Raw genomic sequence first — 25896 nt, 5'->3', positions numbered from 1 at the left:
GGGATCCCATGCGTATTCTTGTGGTCGAAGATGAAACCCTGGTGCTGTTCACCCTCGAGGCCGAACTGACGCGCGCCGGATTCCAGGTGGTGATGGCCAGCGACCCGGCCAGCGCCCGCGCCCGTCTGGATGAGGAAGGCGCCCAGCTCGACGGCCTGATCGTGGACCTGAACCTTTCTGCGGAGGAGACCGGTTTCGACGTGGCTCGCCATGCCCGGGCCGTCAATCCCGCCATGGCGGTCATCTATATCTCCGGGAATGACCGCAGCCAGTGGGAGGCGCAGGGCGTGGAAGACAGCGTGTTCTTCGCCAAGCCTGTGCTGTCATCCGTCGTGGCCGACGCCCTGAAGGCCAGGATGACCTAGCCCGCTCCGTCGTCCTTTTCGACCATGGTCTGGATGGTCACGTGGCTGACAGCCGCAAGCCGGATGAACTTGTCCACCGCAAAGCGGTTTTCCACAAACACCTTGGGCGTGATGGTCAGTAGCTGACCCGAGCGCTTCACCTGCCCGGCCTGGATGAGTTCATTGACCTTGCGCCGCACCGTTTCACGCGGAATGCCGGTGGAATCGGCGATGGAACGGATATTGGTCCAGAGGGTCGGCAGGGAGTCCAGGTCGCCCGACAACACCTTGTCCGATGGCAGATCTGCAAAGCCCCGCGCCATGGCGCTGCGGAGCATAATGACTAGCAACACAAGCTGCTGATCCAGGTCATTCGCTTGCCGCCTGGAAACAATGAGATAGTCAGTTAACGCTGATAACAAAGCCGGCGCGACGCGGCTGTAGTTCTCACGGATGCGTGCTTCCGTCGGCGCAGGCATTCCTCACCCTGAACAGTTTCCCTGATAACAGAAATGCACAATCCACATACATTTGCACCCTGTGTAAGCTCATTATTGCGTGACCACAGTTCTACCATCCGCGTTATTGACTTTCGCAGGCCAAGGTAACCGGTGGACAATGTTAGACGCGGGCAAGGGTTGGCGCCGCGCCCGCCAACCCTTTATGCCTGATCGCAAACAAGGATCGCTCGCCGTGGCGCGGGCGCGACGGGAGATCGACCCTCATGACCCAAGCCCTTTCCGGCGCCCCCGAAGGCTACATGCCCGGCTTCGGCAATCACGTTGCGACAGAGGCTGTGGCCGGCGCCCTGCCCCAGGGCCGCAACTCGCCGCAAAAGACGCCCTTCGGTCTGTACGCCGAACAGCTGTCGGGCACGGCCTTCACCGCCCCGCGCCACGCCAATCGCCGCTCGTGGCTGTACCGCCTGCGGCCCAGCGCCAACCACGGCGCCTATTCCCCCTATGACGGCGGTCGCCTGATCCGCACCGGCCCCTTCACCGAACAGCCGCCGACGCCCAACCGCCTGCGCTGGGATCCCCTGCCCCTGCCCGAGGCGCCCACCGACTGGGTGGACGGGCTGGTCACCTGTGTAGGCAACGGCGACGCGGCGGCCACCGCCGGCATCGGCGTCCACCTGTACGCCGCCAACGCCTCCATGAAGGACCGCGTGTTCTACAACGCCGACGGCGAACTGCTGATCGTGCCCCAAGACGGCGCCCTGGCCCTGTTCACCGAGATGGGCCGCATCGACGCCCGCCCCGGCGAGATCGTGGTCATCCCGCGCGGCGTGCGCTTCCGGGTCGATCTGCCGGACGGCTCCGCCCGCGGCTATGTGTGCGAGAATTACGGCGAGCCCTTCCGCCTGCCCGACCTGGGCCCCATCGGCGCCAACGGCCTGGCCAACCCGCGCGACTTCCTGACCCCGGTCGCCTGGTTCGAGGACATGGACCGCCCGGTGCAGATGATCCAGAAATTCCTCGGCGGCCTGTGGGCGACCCAGCTGGATCACTCACCGCTGGACGTGGTCGCCTGGCACGGCAATCACGCGCCGTATAAATACGACCTGGCCAATTTCAACACCATCAACACGGTCAGCTTCGACCACCCCGACCCGTCGATCTTCACGGTGCTGACCAGCCCGTCGGACACCCCGGGCACAGCCAACTGCGACTTCGTCGTCTTCCCGCCCCGCTGGATGGTGGCCGAGGACACCTTCCGCCCGCCGTGGTTCCACAGGAACGTCATGAGCGAGTTCATGGGCCTGATCCACGGCGCGTACGACGCCAAGGAAGGCGGGGGCTTCGCCCCCGGCGGCGCGTCCCTGCACAACTGCATGAGCGGCCACGGCCCGGACCAGGCCGCCTATGACAAGGCGATCAAGGCGGACCTCAAGCCCCACAAGATCGACAACACCCTGGCCTTCATGTTCGAAAGCCGCTGGGTCTTCCGCCCCACGGCCTGGGCCGTCGAGACCCCGGCCATGCAGCTGGACTACGACGACGTCTGGACGGGGTTCGAGAAGGGGACGGTGGGATAGGTCCGGGCGGAGCAGAGACCGCTGCCGACCCATAGCGGGGAGTGCCAGGCCCTGTTATTGATCGGGAGGACTTAGAAGGGGGCCGCAAACGCATGGAAGCGTCCGAAAACCGATCCCACGAGTCCGTAACTGCTGAAAGCCAATCAACAACCTCCGGCTTGGGCCATCAAGGAGGACGAGCGCGCTCGACGCGAGGACGGCGCCGACCACTCCGAAGGATACCATTACGTTTGGGTACTGGTGTTCGCTGCGGTACCCCCCTTGATCGCTTTCGCATGGCGGCTCGTCACGTAGGTTCCGCCCATCACCGATGCAGAGCTTAAACGGGTCCGCTTCTTGGCCGTCAGTGCAAAAGGCCGATTGCGGCAAGTGTGCGACGGTCCGCTCCCGACCCATTGCAGACATTCCTTCTGCGTCTAGGATCAGCCTATGCCCGCGTTCCTTTCGCTCGTTTCAGCCATCCTTCTAGGCGCGGCTTCACCGTCGCCGCTTCAAATCTCAGCATGCGAGGTCGCTATGGCGGCGGAGAACAGTGCAGCGACGTGGCTCGATGCCTTCAACAAGCGATGGGCTCACGAAGACTACCCACCCATCGAAGTGCAACCTGCCGACTTGGAGCAGGCAGAGAAGGATTTGAGCTTCACCTTTCCGGCGACCTACCGTGGCGCGGTCTTGGCCGTCGGCCTTCCGAGGCCCACAGCCGATCTGTGGGACGCCATCGATGAACAATCGGACCTGCCGCACTTGGGAGACTTCCTGACGCCGACCGAGATCGTTGAAAGCGTTCAAGGCTGGACGCCCTCGGGCTATCCTGCCGACCTCGTGCCGTTTGCGTCCGACAGCGGGGGCAACTTGCTTTCGTTCCGGAGGAGCGATGTCAGTGACGCCGTATATCTCTGGGACCACGACTTCGGCACGGTTCAGCAGATCGCTCCGTCTTTTGCGGACCTTCTAAAGGCGTATTGCAGCCCTCCGAGTGAGACTGCCTAGGTCCGCTTTCCACCCGTGAGCGAAGGTCGGCTCCGACCCATTGCGGACACGCAGGCCAGCGACATAGTCTCGCTTGATGCTCAAGAAAGACGACGGCGAACATCCTGTGCCGGACGAGCTTAGACATCGCTTCCGGGCTTTGGTGTCGGCTTTGGTTTCGGAGGACTTTCAGCTCTCAACACTCGCTGTCGAGGGGGTTTCACCCATCGATGCGGATACGGGCGGCTTCATTGCAGGGCAGGTCGCTGCCTACGGCGATGGCCTGGCTCCGCTAAGTGACAGGGTTTGGCAGCGATCAGTTTATCGCTGGATGGACGGCTATTGGGAGTTCGTTGTCGATCTCAGCACGGTTCATGAACCGGTGAGCGACCTCGCGCTTCACGCCAAGCTGGCCGACCATCAGAACGCCCGCCTTGAGGTCTGGTCCGTTCACGTGCCTTAGGTCCGCTTTCCACCCATGACGGTCGCTGAGGATGTCCGCTTTCCGGGCCGCTGAGTGAGCCCGCCCCTAAACCTGCCCCACCGTCTTCAGCCGCGCCTTGGGATGCACCTCGTTCTGGCTCATGACCACGGTCTGGCCGCGGAAGCGTTCGATGATGGAGCGCACATAGGGGCGGATCATGGGGCCGGTCAGCAGGACCGCCGCCTCGCCGCCCATGGCCGCGCGCTCGAACACGTCGCGCACCTGTCGGATGAAGTCCTGCAGCCGTGACGGCGCCATGGCCAGCTGCTTGTCCTCGCCCTGCCCCACCAGACTCTCGGCGAAGGCCTGCTCCCACTCGGGGCTCAGGGTGATGATGGGCAGGGCCCCGTCGTCGCCCTTGTGCTGCCAGCACAGCTGACGGGCCAGACGGCTGCGCACATGCTCCACCAGCTGGGTGACCGACGACGTGTGCGGCGCCGCCTCGGCCAGTCCTTCCAGAATGGCGGGCAGGTCGCGGATCGACACCCGCTCGCGCAGCAGGGTCTGCAGGACCCGCTGCAGGGTGGTGACGGTGACCACCGCGGGGATCAGTTCGTCCACCAGCTTCTTCTCTTCCTCGCCCAGCTCCTTCAGCAGCTTCTGCACCTCGGCGTAGGACAGCAGCTCGGCCATGTTCTCCTTGAGAATCTCCGTGAGGTGCGTGGTCAGGACCGTGGACGGATCGACGATGGTGTAGCCCCGGAAGGTGGCCTCCTCGCGCAGGGATTCGTCGATCCAGGTGGCGGGCAGGCCGAAGGCCGGCTCGCGGGTGTGCTCGCCCGGAATCTCCACCTGGCGCCCCGCGGGGTCCATGGCCATCAGCTGGCCCAGCCGGACCTCGCCGGTCCCCGCCTCCATCTCCTTGATGCGGATGGCGTAGCCCTGGGTGGCCAGACGCATGTTGTCCAGGATGCGCACGGCCGGCATCACGAAACCGTACTCCTGGGCCAGCGACCGGCGCAGGGCGCGGATCTGGTCGGTCAGGCGCCGGCCCTCCAGATCGTTGATCAGGCTCAGCAGGGAATAGCCCAGCTCGATCTTGACCTCGTCGATGGTCAGGGCCGTGGAGATGGGCTCTTCCACATCCTCGGCCGGACCTTCGGAAACCTCCTCGACGGTTTCGGGCCGCAGCCGGTTTCGCCCGCGCCGCCAGGCCAGATACCCCGCCCCGCCGGACAGCACCGCGAACGGCAGCAGCGGCATGCCGGGGATCAGGCCGATGAAGCCCGCCGCAGCCGACACCATGCCCAGCGCCACCGGGTTCATGGCCATCTGGGCCACCAGCGCCTTGTCCGCCGAGCCCTCGACCCCCGCCTTGGACACTAGGAAGCCCGCGGCGATGGAAACGATCAGCGCCGGCACCTGGGTCACCAGCCCGTCGCCGACGGCCAGCAGCACATAGCTGGACGCGGCGTCGCCCGCCGACATGCCGTGCTGGACGATGCCGATGATCAGGCCGCCGATGACGGTGATGAAGGTGATGATCAGGCCCGCCACGGCGTCGCCGCGCACGAATTTCGAGGCGCCGTCCATGGCCCCGAAGAAGGTGGATTCCTGCTCCAGCTCCTTGCGACGGGAGCGGGCCGTGGTCTCGTCGATCAGGCCCGACGACAGGTCCGCATCAATGGCCATCTGCTTGCCCGGCATGGAGTCCAGGGTGAAGCGGGCCGAGACTTCTGCGATGCGGGTCGAGCCCTTGGTGATGACCACGAAATTCACCACCAGCAGGATGGCGAAGATGATCACCCCGATGACGAAGCTGCCGCCCATCATCAGGGCGCCGAAGGACTCGATCACCTGCCCCGCGCTGGCGGTGCCTTCGTGCCCGTGGCTGAGGATCAGGCGGGTCGAGGCCAGGTTCAGGCCCAGCCGGTACAGCGTCACCACCAGCAGCACCGTGGGGAAGACCGCGAAGTCCAGCGGCTTCTTGATCAGCAGGGCGGTCATCAGCACCAGCACCGAGCCGGTGATGGAGATGGCCAGCAGCAGGTCCAGGATGAAGCTGCTCATCGGGATGATGAGCAGGCAGATGATCAGCACGACGCCCAGCGCCAGCGCCACTTCGCCGCGCATGAACCAGCCGAACATGTCGCGTCCCGAGGGCCGCGCCATGCCGTCCTTCATCATGCCTGCCTCAGCCATGCCCGAACGCCTCCAGCGCCCGGCCCACAGCCTCGGCGATGACGGCCTCGCCCGCCGCGAAATCGTCCGTCGGGGGGCCTTCGTAATAGGCGGCGACAAAGATGGGGGCGCCCTCGGGCGGCCAGATCACGCCGATGTCGTTGATCGGCCCCTGGCTGCTGGTCCCGGTCTTGTGCCCCACGCGCCAGCCTTCGGGGGCGGCGGCCTTGATGCGGTTCGGCCCGGTGGGCGATTCCGTCAGCCAGCGCTCCAGCAGGGTCTGGTGCGCAGCCGTCAGGCGCGTCTGACCCGGCGCCAGCAGCCGCGCCATGTTCGCCACGGCTTGATCCGGCGTGGTGGTGTCCCGTTCGTCCCCGACAGCGTTCAACTCAGGCTCCAGACGGTCCACGCGGGTGATCGAATCTCCCATGGAACGGTACCAGTTCCGCCATGAGTCGAGACCGCCCATTTCGCGGATCAGGATGTTGGCCGCCGGATTGTCGCTGAGCTCGACCGTCGACTGGCACAGCGCCTCGATGGTCAGCTCGCCGCCCACCGCCGGGCCGGTCACCGGCGCATGGGACACCATGTCGTCCGACGCGATCGGCACAGCCCGATCCAGCCGCTCCTCGCCCCGGGCCACGCGCTCCAGCGTCGCCGCGGCCAGGAACAGCTTGAAGGTCGAGCAATAGGTGAAGCGTTCCGTGGCGCGCCATTTCACGCGGCCGCGATCAGTGAAGGCGCAAATGCCCAGACGCCCGCCCTGCCGAGCCTCCAGATCCGAGCAGTCCAGATCAAGATCGAACGACGTGACTTGCACCTCGGTGGTCGACGCTGCGGGAACGTCGCATCCGCTTACACCCACACCAAGTGCGCCAAGGCCGATCAGGACGCTTCTGCGGTCCGTTTGCGCGGTCATGGTCAGGCGGCGTTGTAGGCGGAGCTGGCGACGCCGGCCGAAACGCCGCTTTGGGGCGCGGGGATGGCTTCACCCGCGTCGGCGTATTCGTTCAGCTTGTTGCGCAGGGTGCGGATCGAGATGCCCAGGATGTTGGCCGCATGGGTGCGGTTGCCCAGACAGTGGTTCAGGGTGTCCAGGATCAGGGTCTTCTCCATCTCGGCCACCGTCTGGCCCACATAGGCGCGGGTGACCGCGTCGGCGGCCTGGGCCGCGTGGCCCGCGACCCCCTCGTCCCGCGGCGCCGCGCCCATGCCGCCGGCGCCCAGCGGCTGGCCGTCGGGCATGCGCAGGGCGTCCTCCCCGATCTCCGGGCCTGTCGCCAGCAGCACCGCCCGGTGCATGGCGTTCTCCAGCTCCCGCACGTTGCCCGGCCAGCGGTGGCTCAGCAGCGCCCGGCGCGCGGCCTCGGACAGGGGCCGGACCGGCACCCCGTTGGCCACGGCGTATTTCTTGACGAAGTGATCCGCCAGCACCGCCACGTCGCCCGGGCGCTCGCGCAGGGACGGCAGGCGCAGGTTTACCACGTTCAGGCGGTACAGCAGGTCCTCGCGGAACGTGCCCTCGCTGACCGCCCGGGCCAGGTCGCGGTTGGAGGTGGCGATGATGCGGATATTGACCGACACGGGCTTGGCCCCGCCCACCCGGTCGATGACCCGCTCCTGGATGGCGCGCAGCAGCTTGGCCTGCAGCCGGGCGTCCATCTCGCTGATTTCGTCCAGCAGAAGGGTGCCGCCGTCGGCCTCCTCGAACTTGCCGATGCGCCGGGCCACCGCTCCGGTGAAGGCGCCCTTCTCGTGCCCAAACAGTTCGGACTCCAGCAGGTTGTCCGGGATGGCGGCGCAGTTGACCGAGATGAACGGCTTGTCGGCGCGGCGCGACTGGCTGTGCAGGTGACGGGCCATCACCTCCTTGCCGACGCCGCTTTCGCCGGTGATCAGGATGGAGGCCTCGGACTTCGCCACCTGGTCGGCCAGCTTGATCACCGCCGTCATGTTCGGGTCAGCGCTGATCATGGGCCGGTCGTCGTCGGCCACGGCGGCCAGCACGGCGGCGATCAGGTCCGCCTCGGGCGGCAGGGGGATGAACTCCTTGGCCCCGGCCCGGATGGCGCTGGCGGCCAGGTCGGCGTCGGCGTCGACCCCGCAGGCCACCACCGGCACATGGATGCGCTCGGCCTCGTTGGCCGCGATCAGGGCGGCGATGTCCAGGTGGTAATCCACCATCAGCAGGTCGGCGCCCTGCCCTCGTCGCAGGGTGTCGGTGGCCTGATCACAACGCTCGACGTGACCGACCTTGGCGCCGTGCGCCATGGCCATCTTCACCGCCGCCGCCAGCTGTCCGCTGAGCCGTCCCACTACCAGAAGCCGCATGGGTCTTCTCCTCTAAAGCCTGTCCCGATCCCGTCGCCCGTCAGGCGCCGGAGTCCTCGGTCTTGATGATTTCCGTCATGGTCACGCCCAGATGGTCCTCGACGACGACGACCTCCCCCCGCGCGACCAGCCGGTTGTTGACGAAGATGTCGATGGCCTCGCCGACCTTGCGGTCCAGCTCCAGCACCGAGCCGCGATTCAGCTTCAGCAATTGCGCCACCGACATGTGCGCCTTGCCCAGCACCGCAGAGATGTTGACCGGCACGTCGAACACCGGGGCCAGGTCGGACGCGGTCTTGTCGCCGGGGTCGTCGGACGTCGCCAGCGCCGTGCTGTCGCCGAATTCCTCAAGGGCCAGATCGTCGGATGGCATCAGCCGTCTCCTTCAGGAATGATCAGGGTTTCCGCATGTCCGCCTTCCGCCGCGAGGGCGGCGGTCAGAGCCTCGCCCACGCGGCGGGCGGAGTCTTCGGGGCTGTATTCGGCCCGGCCGTCGGCCCACTCCAGGGCGAACGCCGCCGCGTCCATGCCGGGGTCCTCGCGGAAGGACACCTGGCCGGTGAAACCCGCCTCGGCGCAGACCGCCTCGATACGCAGGCGCGCATCGTCGGACAGCCCTCCCGTGCGGACCACCAGTCGGGGCGTGGCGTCGATCTCGTGTCCCAGCGCCTCCAGCGCCTCATGCAGCGGCCCCTGCGGCGTCTGCGCCAGGGCCGATCCGGCGATGATGCGGGCGGCGGCCAGGGCCAGTTCGGCGGAGGCCGCGCGATGTTCGTGGGCCACCCGGGCCAGACCGGGCAACGCCCGCCCCAAGGCCTGACCGATTTCGGCCAGGGCCATGGCCTGGACGCCCTCCAGCTCGCTCATGGACTGCTGGCGCGCCTCGGCCCGGGCCTGGGCCACAAGGGCCTCCACCTCGGCGGCCAGATAGACCCGCTTGACGGTCTGGGTCGGCCGCGAGGCGACCACGCCGCCGGCGGCGTCGAACTCGGTGTCAAAGACGAAGGGCCTGGGCTGGGTCATGTCAGTAGATCAACTCGTCGTCGCCGCTCTGGCCGACCAGCATGATCTCGCCCTTGGCCGCCAGGTCCTTGGCCGCCTGCACCATGGTCATCTGGGCCGCGTCCACGTCCTTCAGACGCACCGGCCCCATGGCCTCCATGTCCTCGCGCATGATCTTGGATGCCCGCTCGGACATGTTCGAGAAGAACAGTTCGCGCAGGGTGTCGGACGCGCCCTTGAGCGCCAGGGCCAGCTGGTCCTTCTCCACCGCGCGCAGCAGGGTCTGGATGCCGCCGGGGTCCAGCTTGCCCAGATCCTCGAACACGAACATCAGGGCGCGGATGCGCTCTGCGGACTCGCGGTTGCGTTCCTCCAGCGCGCCCAGGAACCGGGCCTCGGTCTGGCGGTCGAAACTGTTGAAGATCTCGGCCATGGCCTCGTGGCTGTCCCGCTTGGAGGTGCGGGCCAGATTGGACATGAACTCGGTGCGCAGGGTCTGCTCGATCTTGTCGAGGATTTCGCGCTGCACCGGCTCCATGCGCAGCATGCGCTGGACGCATTCCAGGGCGAAATCCTCGGGCAAGGCGGTCAGGACGCGGCTGGCGTGGTCCGACTTCACCTTGGACAGCACCACGGCGACCGTCTGGGGGTATTCGTTCTTGAGGTAGTTCGCCAGAACCGCCTCGTTCACGTTGCCCAGCTTGTCCCACATGGTGCGGCCGGCCGGGCCGCGGATTTCCTCCATCAGGGCCTCGACCCGGTCGGCGGGCATGAAGGCCGCCAGCAACCGCTGGGTCTGGTCGTAGCTGCCCATCAGGGCGCCGGATCCGGACATCCCTGAGACGAAATCAACCAGCAGTTCCTCGACCACGCTGGACTGAATCGTGCCCAGGGAGGCCATGGCCTGGGAGATTTCCTTGATCTCCTCCTCGTCCAGCGCCTGCCACAGGGCTGTATGCTCCTCGCCCAGGGCGAGCAGGATCACGGCCGCCTTTTCCGGGCCGGTCAGCCGGCGGGCGTCGTCGACACCCGGCTTCTTCGTGGCGAGCCGCGCGGCCATCAGCCCTCCTGCACCCAGGTGCGGAGGATGCTGACGGACTCCTCAGGATGCTTGGAGACGAACTCGGCCACCTTCTTGACCGAGGACGCCTTCACCTGGCCTTCGATGCGGGCGATGTCGATGCGGCTCTCCATGTCGGACATCGGCGCCGGCAAGGCTTCCATGGAGCCCCCGGAGGGCAGGGCCCCGGCCATGGCCGGGCCGTTTCCGACCGGCATTGTCTGCAAGGCCGTGACTCCGCCGCCGCCCTCGCCGCGCGCGGTCTTCAGCAGCGGGCGCAGGACGAAGAAGATCAGCAGCAGGCCGGTGACCAGCAGGATCAACAGCTCGACCCCGCGCATGATGTCGTTCTTGGTGAAGTTCAGAAGCGGAGCGCCGGCGTCGGTCCCGCCGATGTCCGGCGCGTCCCGGCTGAAGCGGACATTGATGACGCTGACCTGGTCGCCCCGGTCAGCGCTGTACCCCATGGCCGAGCGGACCAGGGCCTCGATGCGCTGCATGTCCTCTTCGGAGCGGGGCGCATAGACCGGCTCTGCGTCCGCGCCCGCAGCCGGCGTCAGAACCCCGTCCACAGCCACGGCCACGGACACGCGCTGGAGCTGGCCCGGCTCGCGGACCGTGGTGGTGGTGGTGTTGGAGATTTCGTAGTTGGTGATTTCGGACTGATCGCCCGTGGTGGAGCCCACCGCGATCATGGCGGGGTCTTCGCCGCCGGGGATGTTGGCCTGGGCGCCCACCGCGCCGTCGGGCTGGGCCTGATTGTCCTGGCTGTTGGAGGCCGAGGTGGACGTGGAGCGCACCACCTGGCCCTCCGGATCGAAGCGCTGCTCCTGGGTGGTCTGGCGGCTGGTGTCGATCTCGGCCGAGACCTGGACCCTGGCGTTGCCGACGCCGACCACGCCCTCCACCAGATCCCGGATACGGGCGGTCATGGCCGCTTCCATCTCGGACTTGCGACCGTCAGCCAGCCCGGCGGTGAAGCCTTCATCCTCGGCACCCGCAGCCAGGGTGCGATTGCCTTCATCCACCACGGTGACCCGGTCCGGGCGCATGTTCGGCACCGATGAGGCGATGACGTTCCTGATCGCGCGGATCTGGTCGCCCGTCAGGTCGCGCCCGCCCACGCCCACGACCACAGCGGCGGTGGGATCACCGGCCTGACGCTGGAACATCTCCCGGCGCGGCATTGTGATGTGAACACGGGCGGTGTTGACGCCGCGCATGGACTGGATGGTGCGCGCCAGCTCGCCTTCCAGGGCGCGCTTCTCATTCAGGTTCTGCTGGAACTCTGTCTGGCCCAGCACCGACTGGGTGTCGAAGATCTCGTAGCCGACACTGCCCGAGGTCACCATGCCGGACGACGCCAGCATCAGGCGTGCGGTGCCCACGTCGTCGCGGTGCACCATGATGGTCGAGCCGTCGCCGCGGGTCCTGTACCGGATGCCTTGCTGGCTCAGCGCGCCGGTGATTTCGGCCGCCTCGCGCAGGTCCAGGTTGGAGTACAGCAGCGCGTCCGGCTCCTGCCCGACGCGCAGCATCAGGGCCACCAGCACAGCCGCGACGCCGGCCGCGACGCCCAGCACCGCGGCCAGACGGCCGATACCGAATCTCTGCAAAGCCGCCGTGAATCCGCCCACGCGCACCGCCCCGAACACGCGGGGTACATGGAACGCTCCCGCTAGGCAGAAAGTGCCGCGTTCTTGGTAAACGCGGTCTTAAGATGCGCGGAAAACCTTTGAAGAGTCAGATGTCGAACCGCACGCCCTGGGCCAGCGGCAGGGCGCCGGAGAAGTTCAGGGTCTGGGTCTGGCGGCGCATGTAGGCCTTCCAGGAGTCGGAGCCGCTCTCGCGCCCGCCGCCGGTTTCCTTTTCGCCGCCGAAGGCCCCGCCGATCTCGGCGCCCGAGGGGCCGATATTGACGTTGGCGATGCCGCAGTCCGAGCCCCAGGCCGACAGGAAGCCCTCCGCCTCGCGCATGCGCTCCGTGAAGACGCAGGACGACAGCCCCTGCGGCGCCGCATTCTGGAGGGTCACCGCCTCGTCGAAATCAGCATAGGTCAGGACGTACAGGATCGGCGCGAAGGTCTCGCGCATGACCACGGCCGACTGGGCCGGCATGCGGATGATGGCGGGCTTCACATAGACCCCGCCCGCCCAGTCCGCATGCACCCCCCCCGTCAGCACCTCGCCGCCCTCGGTCCGCGCCTGTTCGATGGCCGCATCGAAGCCCCGCCCCGCATCCCCATCGATCAGCGGCCCCACCAGCGTCCCGTCCTGACGCGGATCGCCGATGGACAGGCTGCCGTAGGCCGTGACCAGCCGGTTCAACAGTTGATCCGCCACCGCCTCATGCACGATCAGGCGGCGCAGGGAGGTGCAGCGCTGGCCCGCCGTGCCCACGGCGGAAAAGGCGATGGCCCGCACCGCCAGATCCAGATCGGCGCTGTCGCTGACGATCATGGCGTTGTTGCCGCCCAGCTCCAGCAGGCTGCGGCCCAGCCGCCCGGCCACGGTGGTCGCCACCGCCTTGCCCATGCGGGTCGAGCCGGTGGCCGAAACCAGGGGGATGCGCGGGTCAGCCGCCAGCGCCTCACCGACCCCGCGCCCGCCGATCAGCACCTGCGACAGGCCCTCGGGCGCATCGTCGCCGAACCGAGCGGCGGCGCGGTCGAACACCGCCTGCACCGCGATGGCGGTCAGGGGCGTCTTCTCCGACGGCTTCCAGATCACCGGATCGCCGCAGACCAGCGCCAGCGCCGCGTTCCACGACCACACCGCCACGGGAAAGTTGAAGGCTGAAATGACCGCCACAGGCCCCAGCGGCTGCCACGTCTCGCGCATGTGGTGGCCGGGCCGCTCCGACGGCATGGTCAGGCCGTACAGTTGCCGCGACAGCCCCACGGCGAAGTCGCAGACGTCGATCATCTCCTGCACCTCGCCGGCGCCCTCGGAGACGATCTTGCCCGCCTCCAGCGTCACCAGCATGGCCAGATCGTCTTTCGACGCCCTCAGTTCCTCGCCCAGCAGCCGCACCAGCTCGCCCCGCCGCGGAGCCGGAACCCGGCGCCAGGCCTCGAACGCCCCCTGCGCCTTCACCACCGCCCGCTCGATGTCGTCGCCCGACGCCTCCCCCACGCGCCCGGCGCCGGACCCGTCGATGGGCGAGCGCGCCTCCACCCCCGCCGCGCCGAACACATCGCCCACGCCCAGCCGCTCCAGTATCGCCTTCGCCTGATCCGCAGCCGTCATGGGGTCTCTCCTATCAGCCAAGGCAAATCATCCGTCACCCTCGGGCTTGTCCCGAGGGTCCATAGACTCCCACGGAGCCGAGAGAAACCGGGTCCTTCCGCGCGTATGGATTCCCGGGACAAGCCCGGGAATGACGGGCGGAAATCAGGCCGCATCCTCCCGCGGCGCCTGATCCGGGTCATAGTTCAGGATCGGGGCCAGCCAGCGTTCGGCCGTCGACAGGTTCCAGCCCTTGCGGCGCGCATAGTCCTCGACCTGGTCCCGGTCGATCTTGCCGACGCCGAAATAGAAGCTGTCCGGGTGGCTGAAATACAGCCCCGAGACCGAGGCGGGCGGGTTCATGGCGAAGCTCTCGGTCAGTTCCATGCCCGCATGGCCCGGCGCGTCCAGCAGGTCGAACAGGGTCTGCTTCTCCGTGTGCTCGGGCTGGGCCGGATAGCCCGGCGCTGGGCGGATGCCCTGATAGCGCTCGGCAATCAGGTCCGCGACGCTCAGCGCCTCGTCGGCGGCATAGCCCCACAGCTCGGTGCGCACGGCCTTGTGCATGCGCTCGGCGAAGGCTTCGGCCAGACGGTCGGCCAGGGCCGTGGCCATGATGGCCGAATAGTCGTCGCCCTTGGCCTTGAATTCACCCGCCTTCTCCAGCTCCCCATGCCCGGCGGTGACCGCGAAGCCGCCGATCCAGTCGTCCGTGCCCACCGGCGCGATGAAGTCCGACAGGGCCGTATTGGGCTTGCCGGGGGTCTTGGCCATCTGCTGGCGCAGGGTGTGCAGCCGGGCCAGCTCGGTGGTGCGCCGATCGTCGCCCCAGACGATGATGTCGTCCCCGTCCGCATTGGCGGGCCAGAAGCCCACCACGCCGCGCGCCGTGTACCATTTCTCGGCCACGATGCGGTCCAGCATGGCCCGCGCGTCCTTGTACAGGTCCCGCGCCGCCTCACCCACGATCTCGTCGTCCAGAATGTCCGGGAACCGGCCCACCAGCTCCCAGCTGGCGAAGAAGGGCGACCAGTCGATGTGCCCCGCCAGGTCCGCCAGGTCCCAGGCGTCGAACGCCTTCACTCCGGTGAACGACGGCTTCGCCGGCCTGTGCGCCGCCCAGTCGATGGCGAAGCGGTTCTGGCGCGCCTTCTCGATCGGCGTGCGGGCCTTCTGGGTCTGGCCACGCGCATACTGCTCGCGCACCCGCACATACTCGTCCCGCGTCGCCTGCTGGATGCGGTCCTTCTCGGTGGCCGACAGCAGGCCCGAGACCACCCCCACCGCCCGGCTGGCGTCGGTGACATAGGTGGTCGAGCCCCGCTTGTAGGCCGGCTCCACCTTCACCGCCGTGTGGGTCTTGGACGTGGTCGCCCCGCCGATCAGCAGCGGAATGTCGAAGCCGCGCCGCTCCATCTCCGAGGCCACGAACACCATCTCGTCCAGGCTCGGCGTGATCAGGCCCGACAGGCCGATGATGTCGCAGTTGTGGGCCTTGGCCTCGTCCAGAATGCGGTCGGCCGGGACCATGACGCCCAGGTCCACCACCTCGTAATTGTTGCACTGGAGCACGACGCCGACGATGTTCTTGCCGATGTCGTGCACGTCGCCCTTGACCGTCGCCATCAGGATCCGGCCCGCCTGCTCGCGCGGCTTGCCGGCCTTCTCGGCCTCCAGATAGGGCTCCAGATAGGCCACGGCCTGTTTCATCACCCGGGCCGACTTCACCACCTGCGGCAGGAACATCTTGCCCGAACCGAACAGGTCTCCGACCACGTTCATGCCGTCCATGAGCGGGCCTTCGATGACGTGCAGCGGCCGTTCGACCCCCTGCCGCGCCTCTTCCGTATCGGCCTCGATGAACTCGGTGATGCCGTTGACCAGCGCATGCTCGATGCGCTTGGCCACCGGCTGCTCGCGCCATGTCAGGTCCACGACCCGCGCCGCGCCCTTCTCGCCCTTGTACTCCGGCGCCATGTCCACCAGCCGCTCGGTGTTGGACACATTGGTCCGCTGGGGCCGGTTCAGGATCACGTCCTCGACCGCCTCCCTCAGCTTGGGGTCGATGTCGTCATAGACCGGCAGGTCGCCCGCATTGACGATGCCCATGTCCATGCCCGCATTGATGGCGTGGTACAGGAAGACGCTGTGGATCGCCCGGCGCACCGGCTCGTTGCCGCGGAAGCTGAACGAGACATTGGACACCCCGCCCGACACCCTGGCGTGCGGCAGGGTCTGTTTGATCACCCGCACCGCCTCGATGAAGTCCACGGCGTAGTTGTCGTGGTCCTCGATCCCCGTCGCCACGGCGAAGATGTTGGGGTCGAAGATGATGTCCTCGGGCGGAAAGCCGATGTCGTCCACCAGCAGGCGATAGGCCCGGGTGCAGATCTCGATCTTGCGGTCCTTCGTGTCCGCCTGGCCGGCCTCGTCGAAGGCCATGACCACCACCGCCGCCCCATAGCGCAGACATTTCACCGCATGCTCGCGGAACGCCGCCTCGCCTTCCTTCAGCGAGATGGAGTTGACGATGGGCTTGCCCTGCACGCACTTCAGCCCCGCCTCGATCACCTCCCACTTGGAGGAGTCGATCATGATGGGCACCCGGCTGATGTCGGGCTCGGCCGCGATCAGGTTCAGGAACGTGCGCATGGCGACGACGCCGTCCAGCAGCCCCTCGTCCATGTTCACATCGATGACCTGGGCGCCCGCCTCCACCTGCTGACGCGCCACGTCCAGCGCCGCCGTATAGTCGCCCTCCACCACCAGCTTGCGGAATTTGGCCGAGCCGGTGACGTTGGTCCGCTCGCCGACGTTGATGAAGATCGGTCTCATGCGTAGGCCACCCAGCCCTGCCAGTTCATGGCGAAATAGAAGGTGTGGACGCCGGTGAACCCGGCCTCGTTCAGCAGCGCCTCATCGCGCGCGGCCGTCGCCATGGACGTGTTCGCCCGGTGGCTGGCGCGGGCGTTCTTCAGGGTCTCGGGATCGACGCCGCTGGCCGTCGCATAGGCGATGTAGCGGTCGATGTTGCGGTCGAAATCGGGGCTGTCCGCATCGTCGCAGCGGTCCACCAGCACGAAGGCCGCGCCGGGCTTCAGCCGCCGCCGGATGTCCTGAAGCGTCCTCAGCTTCGACCCGTCATCGGGGATCAGCCCCAGAACCAGAATCAGGGTCGCCCCGTCGAACGGCCCCTCGGGCGCCGCCTCGACCCCGCCCTCGATCAACTCCACCCGCGGATTGATCTCGTCCCCCAGCACCACCCGGGCCAGGTCCAGCATCTTGCCCGCCGGATCGACACCGGTGAATCGCCAGCCCGGCGCCAACCGGGCCATCGCCCGCGTGTCCAGCCCGCCGCCGGCGCCCACCACCAGGATATGGCCGTCCGCCGGCGCCCGCTCGGCCAGCAGCACGCCGACCATCTGCAGCAAACCCGCATGGCCAGGCGTGAAGGCCGGCGGCCCCTTCTCCACATAGCGGGCGACGAATTCGGGATCGTCGAAATTGAACGCAGGCTTGCTCATGACGCGATCTCGAACGGCTCCAGCCCCGACAGCCTCATGGCCGTCGGCCGCTCCGGGATCGCGCGCGGCTTCACCCCCGCCACCGCCTCGGCCACATGCTTGATGTGGTCCGGCGTGGTGCCGCAGCAGCCGCCCAGGATGTTGACCAGCCCGCTCTCGGCCCACTCGTGCAGGTGACAGGCCGTCTGGTGCGGCTCCTCGTCGTACTGGCCCATGGCGTTGGGCAGGCCCGCGTTGGGGAAGGCCGCCACCAGGGTGTCGGCCACTCGGGCGATGTCGGCGATGTGGGGCCGCATCAGGTCGGCCCCAAGGGCGCAGTTCAGCCCGATGGCGAACGGCTTGGCGTGGCGCACGCTGTTCCAGAACGCCTCGGCCGTCTGGCCCGACAGGGTCCGTCCCGACCGGTCGGTGATGGTGCCCGAGATCCACAGGGGCAGGGCCTCATAGCCCTCGTCCTGCAGGTCCAGGATCGCCTTGATGGCCGCCTTGGCGTTCAGGGTGTCGAAGATGGTCTCCACCAGAAACAGGTCCACCCCGCCCTCGTGCAGGGCCCGGGCCTGCTGCTTGTAGGCCTCATAGACCTCGTCGAAGCTCACGGCGCGAAAGCCCGGATCGTTCACGTCCGGACTGATGGACAGGGTCCGGTTGGTCGGCCCCATCGAACCCGCCACGAAGCGCGGCTTGTGCGGCTCCCTCTCCGTCCAGCGGTCGGCCACTTCGCGAGCGATCTTCGCGCCCTCGAAATTCAGGTCCCACACCGCGTCCTCCAGCCCATAGTCCGCCTGGCCGATGGTGGTGGACGAGAAGGTGTTGGTCTCCGAAATGTCCGCGCCCGCCCCGTAATACTGGTCGTGCAGGTCGGCGATGATGTCCGGCCGGGTCAGGATCAGAAGGTCGTTGTTGCCCTTCTGCGGGTGGCTGTGCTCGCGGAAACGTTCGCCCCGGAAGTCCTCTTCCGACAGGTCGCAGCGCTGGATCATCACCCCCCAGGCGCCGTCCAGCACCAGGATGCGTTCCTTCGCTGCCGCGTGCAGGGCCTTGATGCGGTCGGCGCGGGTCATGCGGCGGCTCCTTCCCGGACGCCCAGCACCCGGCAGATGGCGTAGACCAGATCGGCCCGGTTCAGGGTGTAGAAGTGGAAGTCGCCGAACCCTTCCTCCTGCAGCCGCGCGCAGGTCTCGGCGGCGACCGAGGCGGCGATCAGGCGACGGGTGTCGGGGTCTTCGTCCAGCCCCTCGAAATGAGCGCCCAGCCAGTCGGGCACGCTGGCCCCGCAGGCGCCGGACATGCGCTTCAGGGCGCCGAAATTGGTCACCGGCATGACGCCGGGGATCAGGGGGATGGTCACCCCCGCCGCGCGCACCCGGTCGCGGAATCGCAGGAAGGCGTCGATGTCGAAGAAGAACTGGCTGACCGCCCGCGTGGCCCCGGCGTCCACCTTGGCCTTCAACACCTCGATGTCGTGCTCGATGGAGGGGCTTTCCGGGTGCTTCTCCGGATAGACGCCCACCGTTATCTCGAACCCGCCGACCCGGCTGATGGCGGCGGCCAGTTCGGTGGCGTTGGCGTAGCCGTCGGCGCGCGGCTCATACACCCCGCCGATTCCGGCGCCGCCGGGCGGATCGCCGCGCAGGGCCACGATGTGGTTGACCCCCGCAGCCTTGTACTCGGCGATCACCTCGTCGATCTCCCCGCGCGAGGCCTCGACGCAGGTCAGGTGCGCCGCGGGCTTCAGGGTGGTTTCCGACAGGATGCGGGTGACGGTGCGATGGGTGCGCTCGCGGGTCGAGCCGCCCGCGCCATAGGTCACTGACACGAAGGCGGGGTTCAGCGGCTCCAGCCGCCGCACCGCAAGCCACAGGTTCTCTTCGGCCTGATCGGTCTTGGGCGGAAAGAACTCGAACGACACGCGCGGTCCGGCGCCGTCACGCTGCCCGGCGCGGGCCACCGGCCCCAACGGCGACAGCAGCAGGGCGCGGGCCTCGGACAGGCTGGCTGAAGCGGCGGTCATGCCACGCTCCTTTTCGCGGTTTCGGCCCGCGTGGCGGTCCAGATGGTGACGGTCAGGTCTTCGGTGTCCGGCGGCAGGGCGATGGGCGCGGACGGGGCCAGCCCCGCCTCCCTCATCCAGCCGCTGATCTCGGCGTCCGAGAAGCCCAGGCGGCGATGCTGGTGCGCCTCGCGCAGCTGCTCCAGCCCGTGGGGGGCGAAGTCCACGATCAGCAGGCGGCCGCCCGGCGCCACCAGACGCGCGGCCTCCCGCACGGCGGCGGCGGGATCGGTCAGATAGTGCAGCACCTGGTGCACCACCACCAGATCGGCGCTCTGCCCCGGCAGGCGCGTGGCGAAGATGTCGCCGTGGCGCAGCTCAACCTTGTCCAGCCCCGCCTTCGCCGCATTGGACCGGGCGATGTTCAGCATGTTCTGGCTCAGGTCCAGGCCGATGGACATGCGGGCCTTCTTGCCCAGCAGGGTCAGCATGCGCCCCGAACCGGTGCCCAGATCCACTACCCGATCAAACGGGCCGGAGCCGGCGGCGCGCTCGATGGCCGCCTCCACCGCGCTTTCGCAGACATACAGCGACCGCATCTGGTCCCAGCGCGGCGCCACCTGTTCGAAATAGGCGGCGGCCTCGGCCTCGCGCTCCCGGCGCACCTCCTCCAGACGATGATGGTCCTGATCCGCAGCGCCGTCCTCCAGCAGGTCCAGCACCATGTCCACCAGCCGCCGCGCGGCCAGGTCCGACGACAACCGATAGAAGACGCGCGCGCCGTCAGGGAATCGCTCGATAAGTCCGGCGTCGGCCATCAGCTTCAGATGGCGTGACACGCGCGGCTGGCTCTGGTCCAGTATGCGCGACAACTCCATGACCGACAGCTCGTCGCCCGCGAGCAGGGTCAGGACCCGGAGACGGGTCGGCTCTCCCGCGGCGCGCAGGGCTTCCACAGCCTGATCGGACGTAAACGACATGACGTCATATAAAGATATCTTTATATGATTATGCAAGGGAAATTCCTTGGCCTTGCGGCGGTTCTTGGCCTCGTCGCGCCGTTGTTGGCCGGTTGTGACGCGTCCGGTCACAGCGGGGAAAGTCAGGACCGGCCCGTGGTTCAACCGGTCCCGGCGGCCGACCCGGCGACCGTACCGCCCCCGCCTCCGCCGGCTGGGCCCGCCGACGCCCCGCCCGACGCCGCCCCGCCCCCGGTGCGCGCGGCGCCGCCCCGCGCCGAACCGCTCGCCGAGGATCCGCCTGAACTGCCGACAGAGGTCGAGCCCCTCATCGTCATCGGGCCGCGCGACGGCGAGACCCTGGGCGAATACCGGGCGCGGGCCGAGCGGCTGTTCAACCGGCTGGACCTCGACGGCGACGGACGACTGAACCGCGAGGAGATCATCGGCGGCGTCGGGCAGGCCCGCCTGCGCCACGCCCTGGAGCGCGCCGACGTCGATCTGGACGGCCATGTCTCCCGACAGGAGTTCAACGATCTGGTGACGCGCGCCTATCAGCGCCTCGACGCGGACGGCAACGGCGTGATCACCGAAGCGGAGTTCGAGGCCGGCGACCCCCTGGGGGTCGAATAGACCCCGCCAATCCCGCATTTCGTGACGCCAATCCCTTTCCGCACAAGGAGTCACGTCGCCGCGACCACCTTTTTCGGCCCCCTCCCCCGTCGCGCCCTTACACTGGGCCCGTCAAACTGACGGGAGGCGAATTCAACAATTCAGACAATTCAGACACTGTTTTTTCCGCGCCGCTTGCACTCCAGTTGCACTGTTTTTCCGCCTGGGAGTGCAAGTCGCCGCCGGGCCAGGGCGCACCTTGTCATCCCGGAAGCCGCGCCAGCGGCTATCCGGGATGACGGCCTCACCCCACCGGGGTCTTCAGCGGCCGGCCCTCGAAGTGGGCCGACAGGTTCTCCAGCAGCAGGCCCAGCATGCCCTGGACCGCCTCGTTGGTGGCCCCGGCGGTGTGGGGAGTCAGGGTGGTGTTGGGCACGTCTGCCCAGCGCGCCGGGTCCGTGGGCTCGGTCTCGAACACGTCCAGCGCCGCATGGCCCAGCGTGCCTGCGGTCAGGGCCGTAATCAGGGCGTCCTCGTCCACCAGTTGGCCGCGCGCCACATTGACCAGCAGGCCGCCCGGCCCCAGCGCCTCGATCACGGCGCGCGAAATCAACCCACGGTTGTTTTCATCAGCCCTGCAGGCCACCACCAGTACGTCGCTGTCCCGCGCCAGCTCCGTCAGGGAGGCGGCCCGGGGCCAGGCGGCGTCCTTCTCGCGCGGCCCCCACCAGGCGACCCGCATCCTCAGGGCCTCGCACCGGCGCGCCACCGCCTCGCCGATCAGGCCCAGGCCCACGACGCCGACGCGCAGGTGGTTCAGGGACGGGGTGATGGTCTTGGCGTCCGGTGTCCACTGGCCGGCTCTCAGGGCCCGGTCGCCCTCGGTGATCCGCCGCCGCGCCGAGAGGATCAGGCCCAGGGCGTGGTCGGCCACGTCCTCGTGGTTGACCCCCGGCGCATGGGTGACCGGCAGGCCGCGCTCCCGGCACCAGTTCACGTCGATGCCGTCATAGCCCGAGGTGAAACAGGCGATCAGTTCCAGCCGCGGCAGGCTCTCGATCAGGTGCTTGTCCAGTTCGAACTCGCCGGCCACCACCATGGCGCGGATATCGTCCCGCGCCTCCACCGGCGGCCCCTCCCAGAACCGGTAGACCGTATAGGCCCCCTCCAGAAAGGCCGTCAGCGGCGCCAGATGCCGCTGCATGATCAGGATCGCCGGGCGGTCGGTCATGCAGGAGCTCCGGGATCAGGCCTTCAACCGATGACGCCGAGGAAGTTGTCGAACTCCGAGTGGTTTCCGTACAGGACGATGCGCATGTCCGCCACGCCGTCGCCGTCCACGTCCATGGCCAGCAGGGTGAAGCCCGCCGAAGGCAACCAGGTCAGCACCAGTTGCCCGGCCTGACCGGTGAAGGCGTCCACACGGTTGAATGCCTGGTTCCCGGCCGCATGGACGTTGGCGTCCACGGCCCTCAGGTCGATGAAGTCATCGGCGCCCAGATCCATGATCCGGTCGTAGTTTGAATAGCTGGAATCCGACACCGCCGTGTACCGGAAGGTGTCAGATCCCCCCCCGCCGGTCAGGACGTCGCCGCCGCCATATCCGATGATGATGTTGTTGGCGCTGTTGCCGATGATGATGTTGTTCAGGTCGTTGGCGACAGCGTTGGCGTTGGAGCGGCCCAGGATGGTGATGTTCTCCACGTGGGTCTGCCGGGCGTCAAAGCTGACCGTCGTGTAGACCGTGTCGATGCCGCCGCCCGCCACCTCGACCACCACGTCGCCCCGGCTGTCGACGTAATAGGTGTCGTTTCCGCCCCGGCCTTCCATGTAGTCGTCCCCGGCCCCGCCCTTGATGACATTGGCCGCGTTGTTGCCGATGATGACGTTGTCCAGGTCGTTGGCCACAATATTGGCGTTCCGGGTTCCCGTGACCTCGAAATACTCGATGTGCTGGCCCGCGCCGCTGAAGCTGACGGACGTAAGGACCTGATCGTACCCTTCGCCGGCGCGCTCGGTCACGCGCGCCCCGGCAGTGTCGATGATGTAGACGTCGTCGCCTGCGCCGCCGAGCAGCCAGTTATCGTTGCCGCCCGCGCCCGTATAAAGCCAGTCATCGCCATCACCGCCGATCAGGATGTCGTTGCCCAGGCCGCCGTGAAGCTGGTCATTGCCGGCTCCGCCTTCCAGCCGCGAGCCCTCATAACCGCTCACGGGCGCGGCGGCGCCGGTGAGGGAGACATTCAGCGTATAGGTCTGGCCGGCAGGGATCGGCGAATAGTCGACATAGCCGCCGGACCCCGCTCCGGCGTAGGCGCCCACCACGATGTAATAGACGCCCGCCGCAGGAAGGGTGAAGCTGAGGAAGGAGTCCTGCCGCACGGTGCTGCCCACATCGACCGGACCGTCGTCGTTCTGGGCCAGCGGCCTTCCGGCGGCGTCATAGATGCGCACCACGGTGTCGAGCCCGCTGGTCCCGTCAATGTCGATGGTCACGGTTTCCCCGGCCCCCGCCGTAAAGCGGTACCACTCATGGGTCCCGCTGCCGGTGGCCTGGACCGTCGCGTGCGGAATCGTGGTCGAGGAGATGATCTCGGCGTCGAACTGCAGGCCGAAAGCGCCATCGAGCGACAACGCCGTCCCCCGGCTGGCGATCACCTGCCCCTGAGCCTTGACCAGGTCCGCCACGGCAATGGCGATGGGGGTCGAGGCCGCGTACATGATGTCATTGCCGGAACCGCCGATGGCGCGCTCGATGACGACGCCCTGGGCGATGGCCACATTGCCGACCAGTCCGCCGACGTTGGAGAAGTGTCCCTGCCGCAGGTCGATGAGCTGGTTCTGGGCGTAGCCGGAGAAGTTCAGCGTGTCGTAACCGCCGCCGTCCCAGACGGCGAATATCAGCGGCGAACCGGCGTCCGTGGCCGTATAGAAGTCCCGCCCCGTGTTGGAGTTGAATCCATAGACCGTATTGCCGGCGCGGGCGCTCATGTTGGCGCCGTAGATCAACTGGATCGCCGCGATGTCGTCCAGCAGCGGCGCTGCGGGATGCGAGCCCTGAAAGGAGGCGCCGGTGATGCCTTCGTTCCAGTAGCTCATGATGCTGAACTGGCGCGTATCCTCCCGATAGTCCGCATCCGCATAGGTGGGGCTGTTCTCAGCGCTGGCGTTGTAGTCGCCGGGATGCAGCAGGCCGATCGCATGGCCGATTTCGTGGGCCAGGGTGAGGCGGCCATAGTTCAGGTAGCCCGGGGCTGAATTGTACCAGAGCGAGCTGTTGATCCAGACGTCTCCACTCGCAGAGCCGACGGCCGCATTCCCCGGGAGCGAAGCGAACGCCGCTGCGCCGTCGACGCCCGAGGAATAGTTTCCAAACAGGATCGTCGCATTGTCTGAATAGCCCGCGCCGACACGCTGGAAGACGATGTTCGCTACATCCGACCAGCTCTGGAGGGCCAGCAGGGTCTGCTCGATCTGGCTGTTGTTGAACCGCGAAAAACCGGACGTGTCGCTGGGCATGGACGAAGGTGCCGTGTCACGGAACGCGAAAGTCACCACGGCGCCGGGTCCGCTTCCCCAGATCAGGCCGGCGCGGGCTATGGTCCCTGCGGCGCCTTCGATCGTATAGGAAGGCTTGCCGCCGAACGAGCCGCCGCGGTCCTCGGCATTGATGCTGAGCGGCTCATCGATCGTCGGCCAGTCCTGCTCATGGCGTACGAAGTAACCCAGACCGCAGATGCCGCACATGGCGCATTCCTTCCCTTGACCCTATGTGCGACCTTAGAGACGAGGTCGTCTGCGGCAACCCTCTTTAATGGCCGACAAGAGGTTGTGATGGGTTTCATCAATGCGGGCTCGATTCTTTCCGGCGTCATGGCGGGCGCCCTGATGTCGAGTCATTTCCTGGAGATGTCACCCGTGACCATGTCCACACCCATCCTGCCCCTGGCCGAGACTCTGGCGGGCGATTGGCGCCTGGCGTGGAGCAATGGCGGCTGTGTCGTCAGCCTGTCGGCCCGGCCGGTCGCCATGCCTCGCCCGGCCGCCGACGCCTGGGCCCTGAGTCTGGAGCAGCCCTGCGCGGGGAACCCGGCGCTGGAATCCATCCGGGCCTGGCGGCCCGCGTCCGACGGCATGGATCTGACCGACGACCAGGGCCGGACGCGCCTGTTCCTGTCCCGCGTTGGCAGGGACCTCTATGAAACCGCTCTGCCGTCTGGCCAGACGCTGCGGCTGATGCGCGACTGATCCAACGGCCGGCGGCCCGGCCGATCAGCTTGCGCCGACGCCAAGGAAATTGTCGAATTCCGAGTGGTTGCCGTTCAGCACGATTCGCATGTCGGCGACGCCGTCCCCATCTACGTCCATGGTCACCACGGTGAAGCCCGCCGACGGCAGCCAGGTCAGGGTCAGTTGACCGGCCTGTCCGGTGAAGGCGTCCACCCGGGTGAATGACTGGTTGCCGGCGGTATGGATGTCGGCGTCCACGCCCCTCAGGTCGATGAAGTCGTCATCGCCCAGATCCGTGATCCGGTCATAGTTCGAATAGCTCGAGTCCGACACGGCCGTATACCGGAAGATGTCCGCTCCGCCCCCGCCGGTCAGGATGTCGGCGCCGCCACCGCCGAAGATGATGTTGTCCGCGTTGTTGCCGACGATCACGTTCTTCAGTTCGTTGCCCAAGGCGTTGCCTTTGACGCCGCCGGTCAGGGTGATGTTCTCCACATGGGTCTTGCGGGCGTCGAAGCCGACGGTGCTGATCACCGTGTCAACGCCCCCGCCCGCGACCTCGATCACCACGTCTCTGAGGTTGTCCACATAGTAGGTGTCGTCGCCGCCCAGGCCTTCCATGCGATCAGCGCCGGCGCCGCCCTTGATGATGTTGGCCGCGTTGTTGCCGATGATGTCGTTGTCCAGGTCATTGCCCACGAGATTGAGCGCCGCGCCGCCCTGCGCCCTCAGATTCTCCACATGGGTGGTGCGAGCGTCGAAGCTGACGGTCGTGAACACTGTGTCGATACCGCCGCCGGCGACCTCGATCACCACGTCGCCCCGGCTGTCCACATAGTAGGTGTCGTCACCGCCCAGCCCTTCCATGCGATCGGCGCCGGCACCGCCCTTGATGATGTTGGCCGCGTTGTTGCCGATGATGTCGTTGTCCAGGTCATTGCCCACGAGATTGAGCGCCGCGCCGCCCTGCGCCCTCAGATTCTCCACATGGGTGGTGCGAGCGT

The 25896-nt window shown here is 67.4% G+C and carries 23 protein-coding genes; 6 read left to right on the top strand and 17 right to left on the bottom strand.

The window, feature by feature from the left end; genetic code table 11:
* The first annotated feature begins 8 nt into the window (after positions 1 to 8).
* On the top strand, positions 9 to 365 hold the full coding sequence (locus ACK4FB_RS12135; protein WP_409752522.1) for a response regulator: 357 nt from the start codon (positions 9 to 11) through the stop codon (positions 363 to 365).
* Here the strand turns inward: ACK4FB_RS12135 and ACK4FB_RS12130 are convergent.
* Positions 362 to 823 (bottom strand): hypothetical protein, encoded by a 462-nt coding sequence (locus tag ACK4FB_RS12130; RefSeq protein WP_409752519.1) that lies wholly within the window; start codon positions 821 to 823, stop codon positions 362 to 364. The two genes, ACK4FB_RS12135 and ACK4FB_RS12130, sit on opposite strands and share 4 nt — an antisense overlap.
* 245 nt (positions 824 to 1068) lie before the next feature.
* Between ACK4FB_RS12130 and hmgA the strand changes: the two genes are divergently transcribed.
* The 3 genes from hmgA to ACK4FB_RS12115 all read left to right on the top strand — a co-directional run bounded on the left by hmgA (position 1069) and on the right by ACK4FB_RS12115 (position 3814).
* Positions 1069 to 2382, top strand: coding sequence for a homogentisate 1,2-dioxygenase (hmgA, locus tag ACK4FB_RS12125; protein ID WP_409752516.1), 1314 nt, complete (start codon positions 1069 to 1071; stop codon positions 2380 to 2382).
* A gap of 429 nt (positions 2383 to 2811) precedes the next feature.
* The gene (locus ACK4FB_RS12120) at positions 2812 to 3372 is read left to right on the top strand and encodes an SMI1/KNR4 family protein (RefSeq protein ID WP_409752513.1); all 561 of its coding nucleotides are present in this window, start codon (positions 2812 to 2814) and stop codon (positions 3370 to 3372) included.
* Between the two features lie 76 nt (positions 3373 to 3448).
* Positions 3449 to 3814 carry a hypothetical protein gene (locus tag ACK4FB_RS12115; RefSeq protein ID WP_409752510.1) on the top strand — a complete coding sequence of 122 codons (366 nt, stop codon included), beginning with the start codon at positions 3449 to 3451 and terminating at the stop codon, positions 3812 to 3814.
* A gap of 66 nt (positions 3815 to 3880) precedes the next feature.
* On the opposite strand, the gene flhA is transcribed toward ACK4FB_RS12115, so the two are convergent.
* From flhA to ACK4FB_RS12050, 13 genes are all read right to left on the bottom strand, one after another.
* Positions 3881 to 5962, bottom strand: a complete 2082-nt coding sequence (gene flhA / locus ACK4FB_RS12110) for a flagellar biosynthesis protein FlhA (RefSeq protein WP_409752702.1) — start codon at positions 5960 to 5962, stop codon at positions 3881 to 3883.
* Positions 5963 to 5969: 7 nt separating this feature from the next.
* Entirely contained in the window at positions 5970 to 6875 is a 906-nt protein-coding gene (bla, locus tag ACK4FB_RS12105) for a class A beta-lactamase (protein WP_409752507.1), read from the bottom strand.
* A gap of 2 nt (positions 6876 to 6877) precedes the next feature.
* Positions 6878 to 8287 (bottom strand): sigma-54 interaction domain-containing protein, encoded by a 1410-nt coding sequence (locus tag ACK4FB_RS12100; RefSeq protein ID WP_409752504.1) that lies wholly within the window; start codon positions 8285 to 8287, stop codon positions 6878 to 6880.
* 40 nt (positions 8288 to 8327) lie between these two features.
* Positions 8328 to 8660: a flagellar motor switch protein FliN gene (fliN, locus tag ACK4FB_RS12095; protein WP_409752501.1), complete on the bottom strand. Its 333-nt coding sequence runs from the start codon at positions 8658 to 8660 to the stop codon at positions 8328 to 8330.
* Positions 8660 to 9310, bottom strand: a complete 651-nt coding sequence (locus ACK4FB_RS12090) for a flagellar assembly protein FlbE (RefSeq protein WP_409752498.1) — start codon at positions 9308 to 9310, stop codon at positions 8660 to 8662. Before ACK4FB_RS12090 ends, fliN begins: the two co-directional genes overlap by 1 nt.
* Position 9311: 1 nt before the next feature.
* On the bottom strand, positions 9312 to 10349 hold the full coding sequence (gene fliG / locus ACK4FB_RS12085) for a flagellar motor switch protein FliG (RefSeq protein ID WP_409752495.1): 1038 nt from the start codon (positions 10347 to 10349) through the stop codon (positions 9312 to 9314).
* Entirely contained in the window at positions 10349 to 11986 is a 1638-nt protein-coding gene (gene fliF / locus ACK4FB_RS12080) for a flagellar basal-body MS-ring/collar protein FliF (RefSeq protein WP_409752492.1), read from the bottom strand. The genes fliG and fliF overlap by 1 nt, the downstream gene beginning before the upstream one ends.
* A gap of 106 nt (positions 11987 to 12092) precedes the next feature.
* Positions 12093 to 13598: an aldehyde dehydrogenase family protein gene (locus tag ACK4FB_RS12075; protein ID WP_409752489.1), complete on the bottom strand. Its 1506-nt coding sequence runs from the start codon at positions 13596 to 13598 to the stop codon at positions 12093 to 12095.
* 144 nt (positions 13599 to 13742) lie between these two features.
* Positions 13743 to 16412 (bottom strand): methionine synthase, encoded by a 2670-nt coding sequence (metH, locus tag ACK4FB_RS12070; protein WP_409752487.1) that lies wholly within the window; start codon positions 16410 to 16412, stop codon positions 13743 to 13745.
* Entirely contained in the window at positions 16409 to 17101 is a 693-nt protein-coding gene (locus ACK4FB_RS12065) for a class I SAM-dependent methyltransferase (protein WP_409752484.1), read from the bottom strand. Before ACK4FB_RS12065 ends, metH begins: the two co-directional genes overlap by 4 nt.
* The gene (locus ACK4FB_RS12060) at positions 17098 to 18162 is read right to left on the bottom strand and encodes a homocysteine S-methyltransferase family protein (RefSeq protein ID WP_409752480.1); all 1065 of its coding nucleotides are present in this window, start codon (positions 18160 to 18162) and stop codon (positions 17098 to 17100) included. Before ACK4FB_RS12060 ends, ACK4FB_RS12065 begins: the two co-directional genes overlap by 4 nt.
* Positions 18159 to 19112, bottom strand: coding sequence for a methylenetetrahydrofolate reductase [NAD(P)H] (metF, locus tag ACK4FB_RS12055; RefSeq protein WP_409752476.1), 954 nt, complete (start codon positions 19110 to 19112; stop codon positions 18159 to 18161). The genes ACK4FB_RS12060 and metF overlap by 4 nt, the downstream gene beginning before the upstream one ends.
* Entirely contained in the window at positions 19109 to 20071 is a 963-nt protein-coding gene (locus tag ACK4FB_RS12050) for an ArsR/SmtB family transcription factor (protein WP_409752473.1), read from the bottom strand. The genes metF and ACK4FB_RS12050 overlap by 4 nt, the downstream gene beginning before the upstream one ends.
* Positions 20072 to 20206: 135 nt before the next feature.
* Between ACK4FB_RS12050 and ACK4FB_RS12045 the strand changes: the two genes are divergently transcribed.
* Positions 20207 to 20683 carry an EF-hand domain-containing protein gene (locus ACK4FB_RS12045; protein ID WP_409752470.1) on the top strand — a complete coding sequence of 159 codons (477 nt, stop codon included), beginning with the start codon at positions 20207 to 20209 and terminating at the stop codon, positions 20681 to 20683.
* Between the two features lie 283 nt (positions 20684 to 20966).
* Here the strand turns inward: ACK4FB_RS12045 and ACK4FB_RS12040 are convergent, their stop codons facing one another.
* Together ACK4FB_RS12040 and ACK4FB_RS12035 are read right to left on the bottom strand one after the other, a co-directional pair.
* Positions 20967 to 21893, bottom strand: a complete 927-nt coding sequence (locus ACK4FB_RS12040) for a 2-hydroxyacid dehydrogenase (protein ID WP_409752467.1) — start codon at positions 21891 to 21893, stop codon at positions 20967 to 20969.
* 23 nt (positions 21894 to 21916) lie between these two features.
* Entirely contained in the window at positions 21917 to 24409 is a 2493-nt protein-coding gene (locus ACK4FB_RS12035) for a M10 family metallopeptidase C-terminal domain-containing protein (protein WP_409752464.1), read from the bottom strand.
* 87 nt (positions 24410 to 24496) lie between these two features.
* Here ACK4FB_RS12035 and ACK4FB_RS12030 point away from each other — a divergent pair, with 87 nt between their 5' ends.
* Positions 24497 to 24910, top strand: a complete 414-nt coding sequence (locus ACK4FB_RS12030; protein WP_409752461.1) for an AprI/Inh family metalloprotease inhibitor — start codon at positions 24497 to 24499, stop codon at positions 24908 to 24910.
* 24 nt (positions 24911 to 24934) lie between these two features.
* Here the strand turns inward: ACK4FB_RS12030 and ACK4FB_RS12025 are convergent.
* A partial coding sequence (locus tag ACK4FB_RS12025) for a calcium-binding protein (protein ID WP_409752458.1) occupies positions 24935 to 25896 on the bottom strand: 962 nt, incomplete at its 5' end.

This window comes from Brevundimonas sp., assembly GCF_046299535.1.
In the GTDB taxonomy this organism is placed as follows: domain Bacteria; phylum Pseudomonadota; class Alphaproteobacteria; order Caulobacterales; family Caulobacteraceae; genus Brevundimonas.
This window is presented reverse-complemented; position numbering and strand designations above follow the sequence as displayed.

Bases quoted from the DNA above. Each gene is read 5' to 3' on its own strand.
- ACK4FB_RS12135 (WP_409752522.1), top strand. From the start codon at position 9: ATGCGTATTCTTGTGGTCGAAGATGAAACCCTGGTGCTGTTCACCCTC.
- ACK4FB_RS12130 (WP_409752519.1), bottom strand. From the start codon at position 823: ATGCCTGCGCCGACGGAAGCACGCATCCGTGAGAACTACAGCCGCGTC.
- hmgA (WP_409752516.1), top strand. From the start codon at position 1,069: ATGACCCAAGCCCTTTCCGGCGCCCCCGAAGGCTACATGCCCGGCTTC.
- ACK4FB_RS12120 (WP_409752513.1), top strand. From the start codon at position 2,812: ATGCCCGCGTTCCTTTCGCTCGTTTCAGCCATCCTTCTAGGCGCGGCT.
- ACK4FB_RS12115 (WP_409752510.1), top strand. From the start codon at position 3,449: ATGCTCAAGAAAGACGACGGCGAACATCCTGTGCCGGACGAGCTTAGA.
- flhA (WP_409752702.1), bottom strand. From the start codon at position 5,962: ATGATGAAGGACGGCATGGCGCGGCCCTCGGGACGCGACATGTTCGGC.
- bla (WP_409752507.1), bottom strand. From the start codon at position 6,875: ATGACCGCGCAAACGGACCGCAGAAGCGTCCTGATCGGCCTTGGCGCA.
- ACK4FB_RS12100 (WP_409752504.1), bottom strand. From the start codon at position 8,287: ATGCGGCTTCTGGTAGTGGGACGGCTCAGCGGACAGCTGGCGGCGGCG.
- fliN (WP_409752501.1), bottom strand. From the start codon at position 8,660: ATGCCATCCGACGATCTGGCCCTTGAGGAATTCGGCGACAGCACGGCG.
- ACK4FB_RS12090 (WP_409752498.1), bottom strand. From the start codon at position 9,310: ATGACCCAGCCCAGGCCCTTCGTCTTTGACACCGAGTTCGACGCCGCC.
- fliG (WP_409752495.1), bottom strand. From the start codon at position 10,349: ATGGCCGCGCGGCTCGCCACGAAGAAGCCGGGTGTCGACGACGCCCGC.
- ACK4FB_RS12075 (WP_409752489.1), bottom strand. From the start codon at position 13,598: ATGACGGCTGCGGATCAGGCGAAGGCGATACTGGAGCGGCTGGGCGTG.
- metH (WP_409752487.1), bottom strand. From the start codon at position 16,412: ATGAGACCGATCTTCATCAACGTCGGCGAGCGGACCAACGTCACCGGC.
- ACK4FB_RS12065 (WP_409752484.1), bottom strand. From the start codon at position 17,101: ATGAGCAAGCCTGCGTTCAATTTCGACGATCCCGAATTCGTCGCCCGC.
- ACK4FB_RS12060 (WP_409752480.1), bottom strand. From the start codon at position 18,162: ATGACCCGCGCCGACCGCATCAAGGCCCTGCACGCGGCAGCGAAGGAA.
- metF (WP_409752476.1), bottom strand. From the start codon at position 19,112: ATGACCGCCGCTTCAGCCAGCCTGTCCGAGGCCCGCGCCCTGCTGCTG.
- ACK4FB_RS12050 (WP_409752473.1), bottom strand. From the start codon at position 20,071: ATGTCGTTTACGTCCGATCAGGCTGTGGAAGCCCTGCGCGCCGCGGGA.
- ACK4FB_RS12040 (WP_409752467.1), bottom strand. From the start codon at position 21,893: ATGACCGACCGCCCGGCGATCCTGATCATGCAGCGGCATCTGGCGCCG.
- ACK4FB_RS12035 (WP_409752464.1), bottom strand. From the start codon at position 24,409: ATGTGCGGCATCTGCGGTCTGGGTTACTTCGTACGCCATGAGCAGGAC.
- ACK4FB_RS12030 (WP_409752461.1), top strand. From the start codon at position 24,497: ATGGGTTTCATCAATGCGGGCTCGATTCTTTCCGGCGTCATGGCGGGC.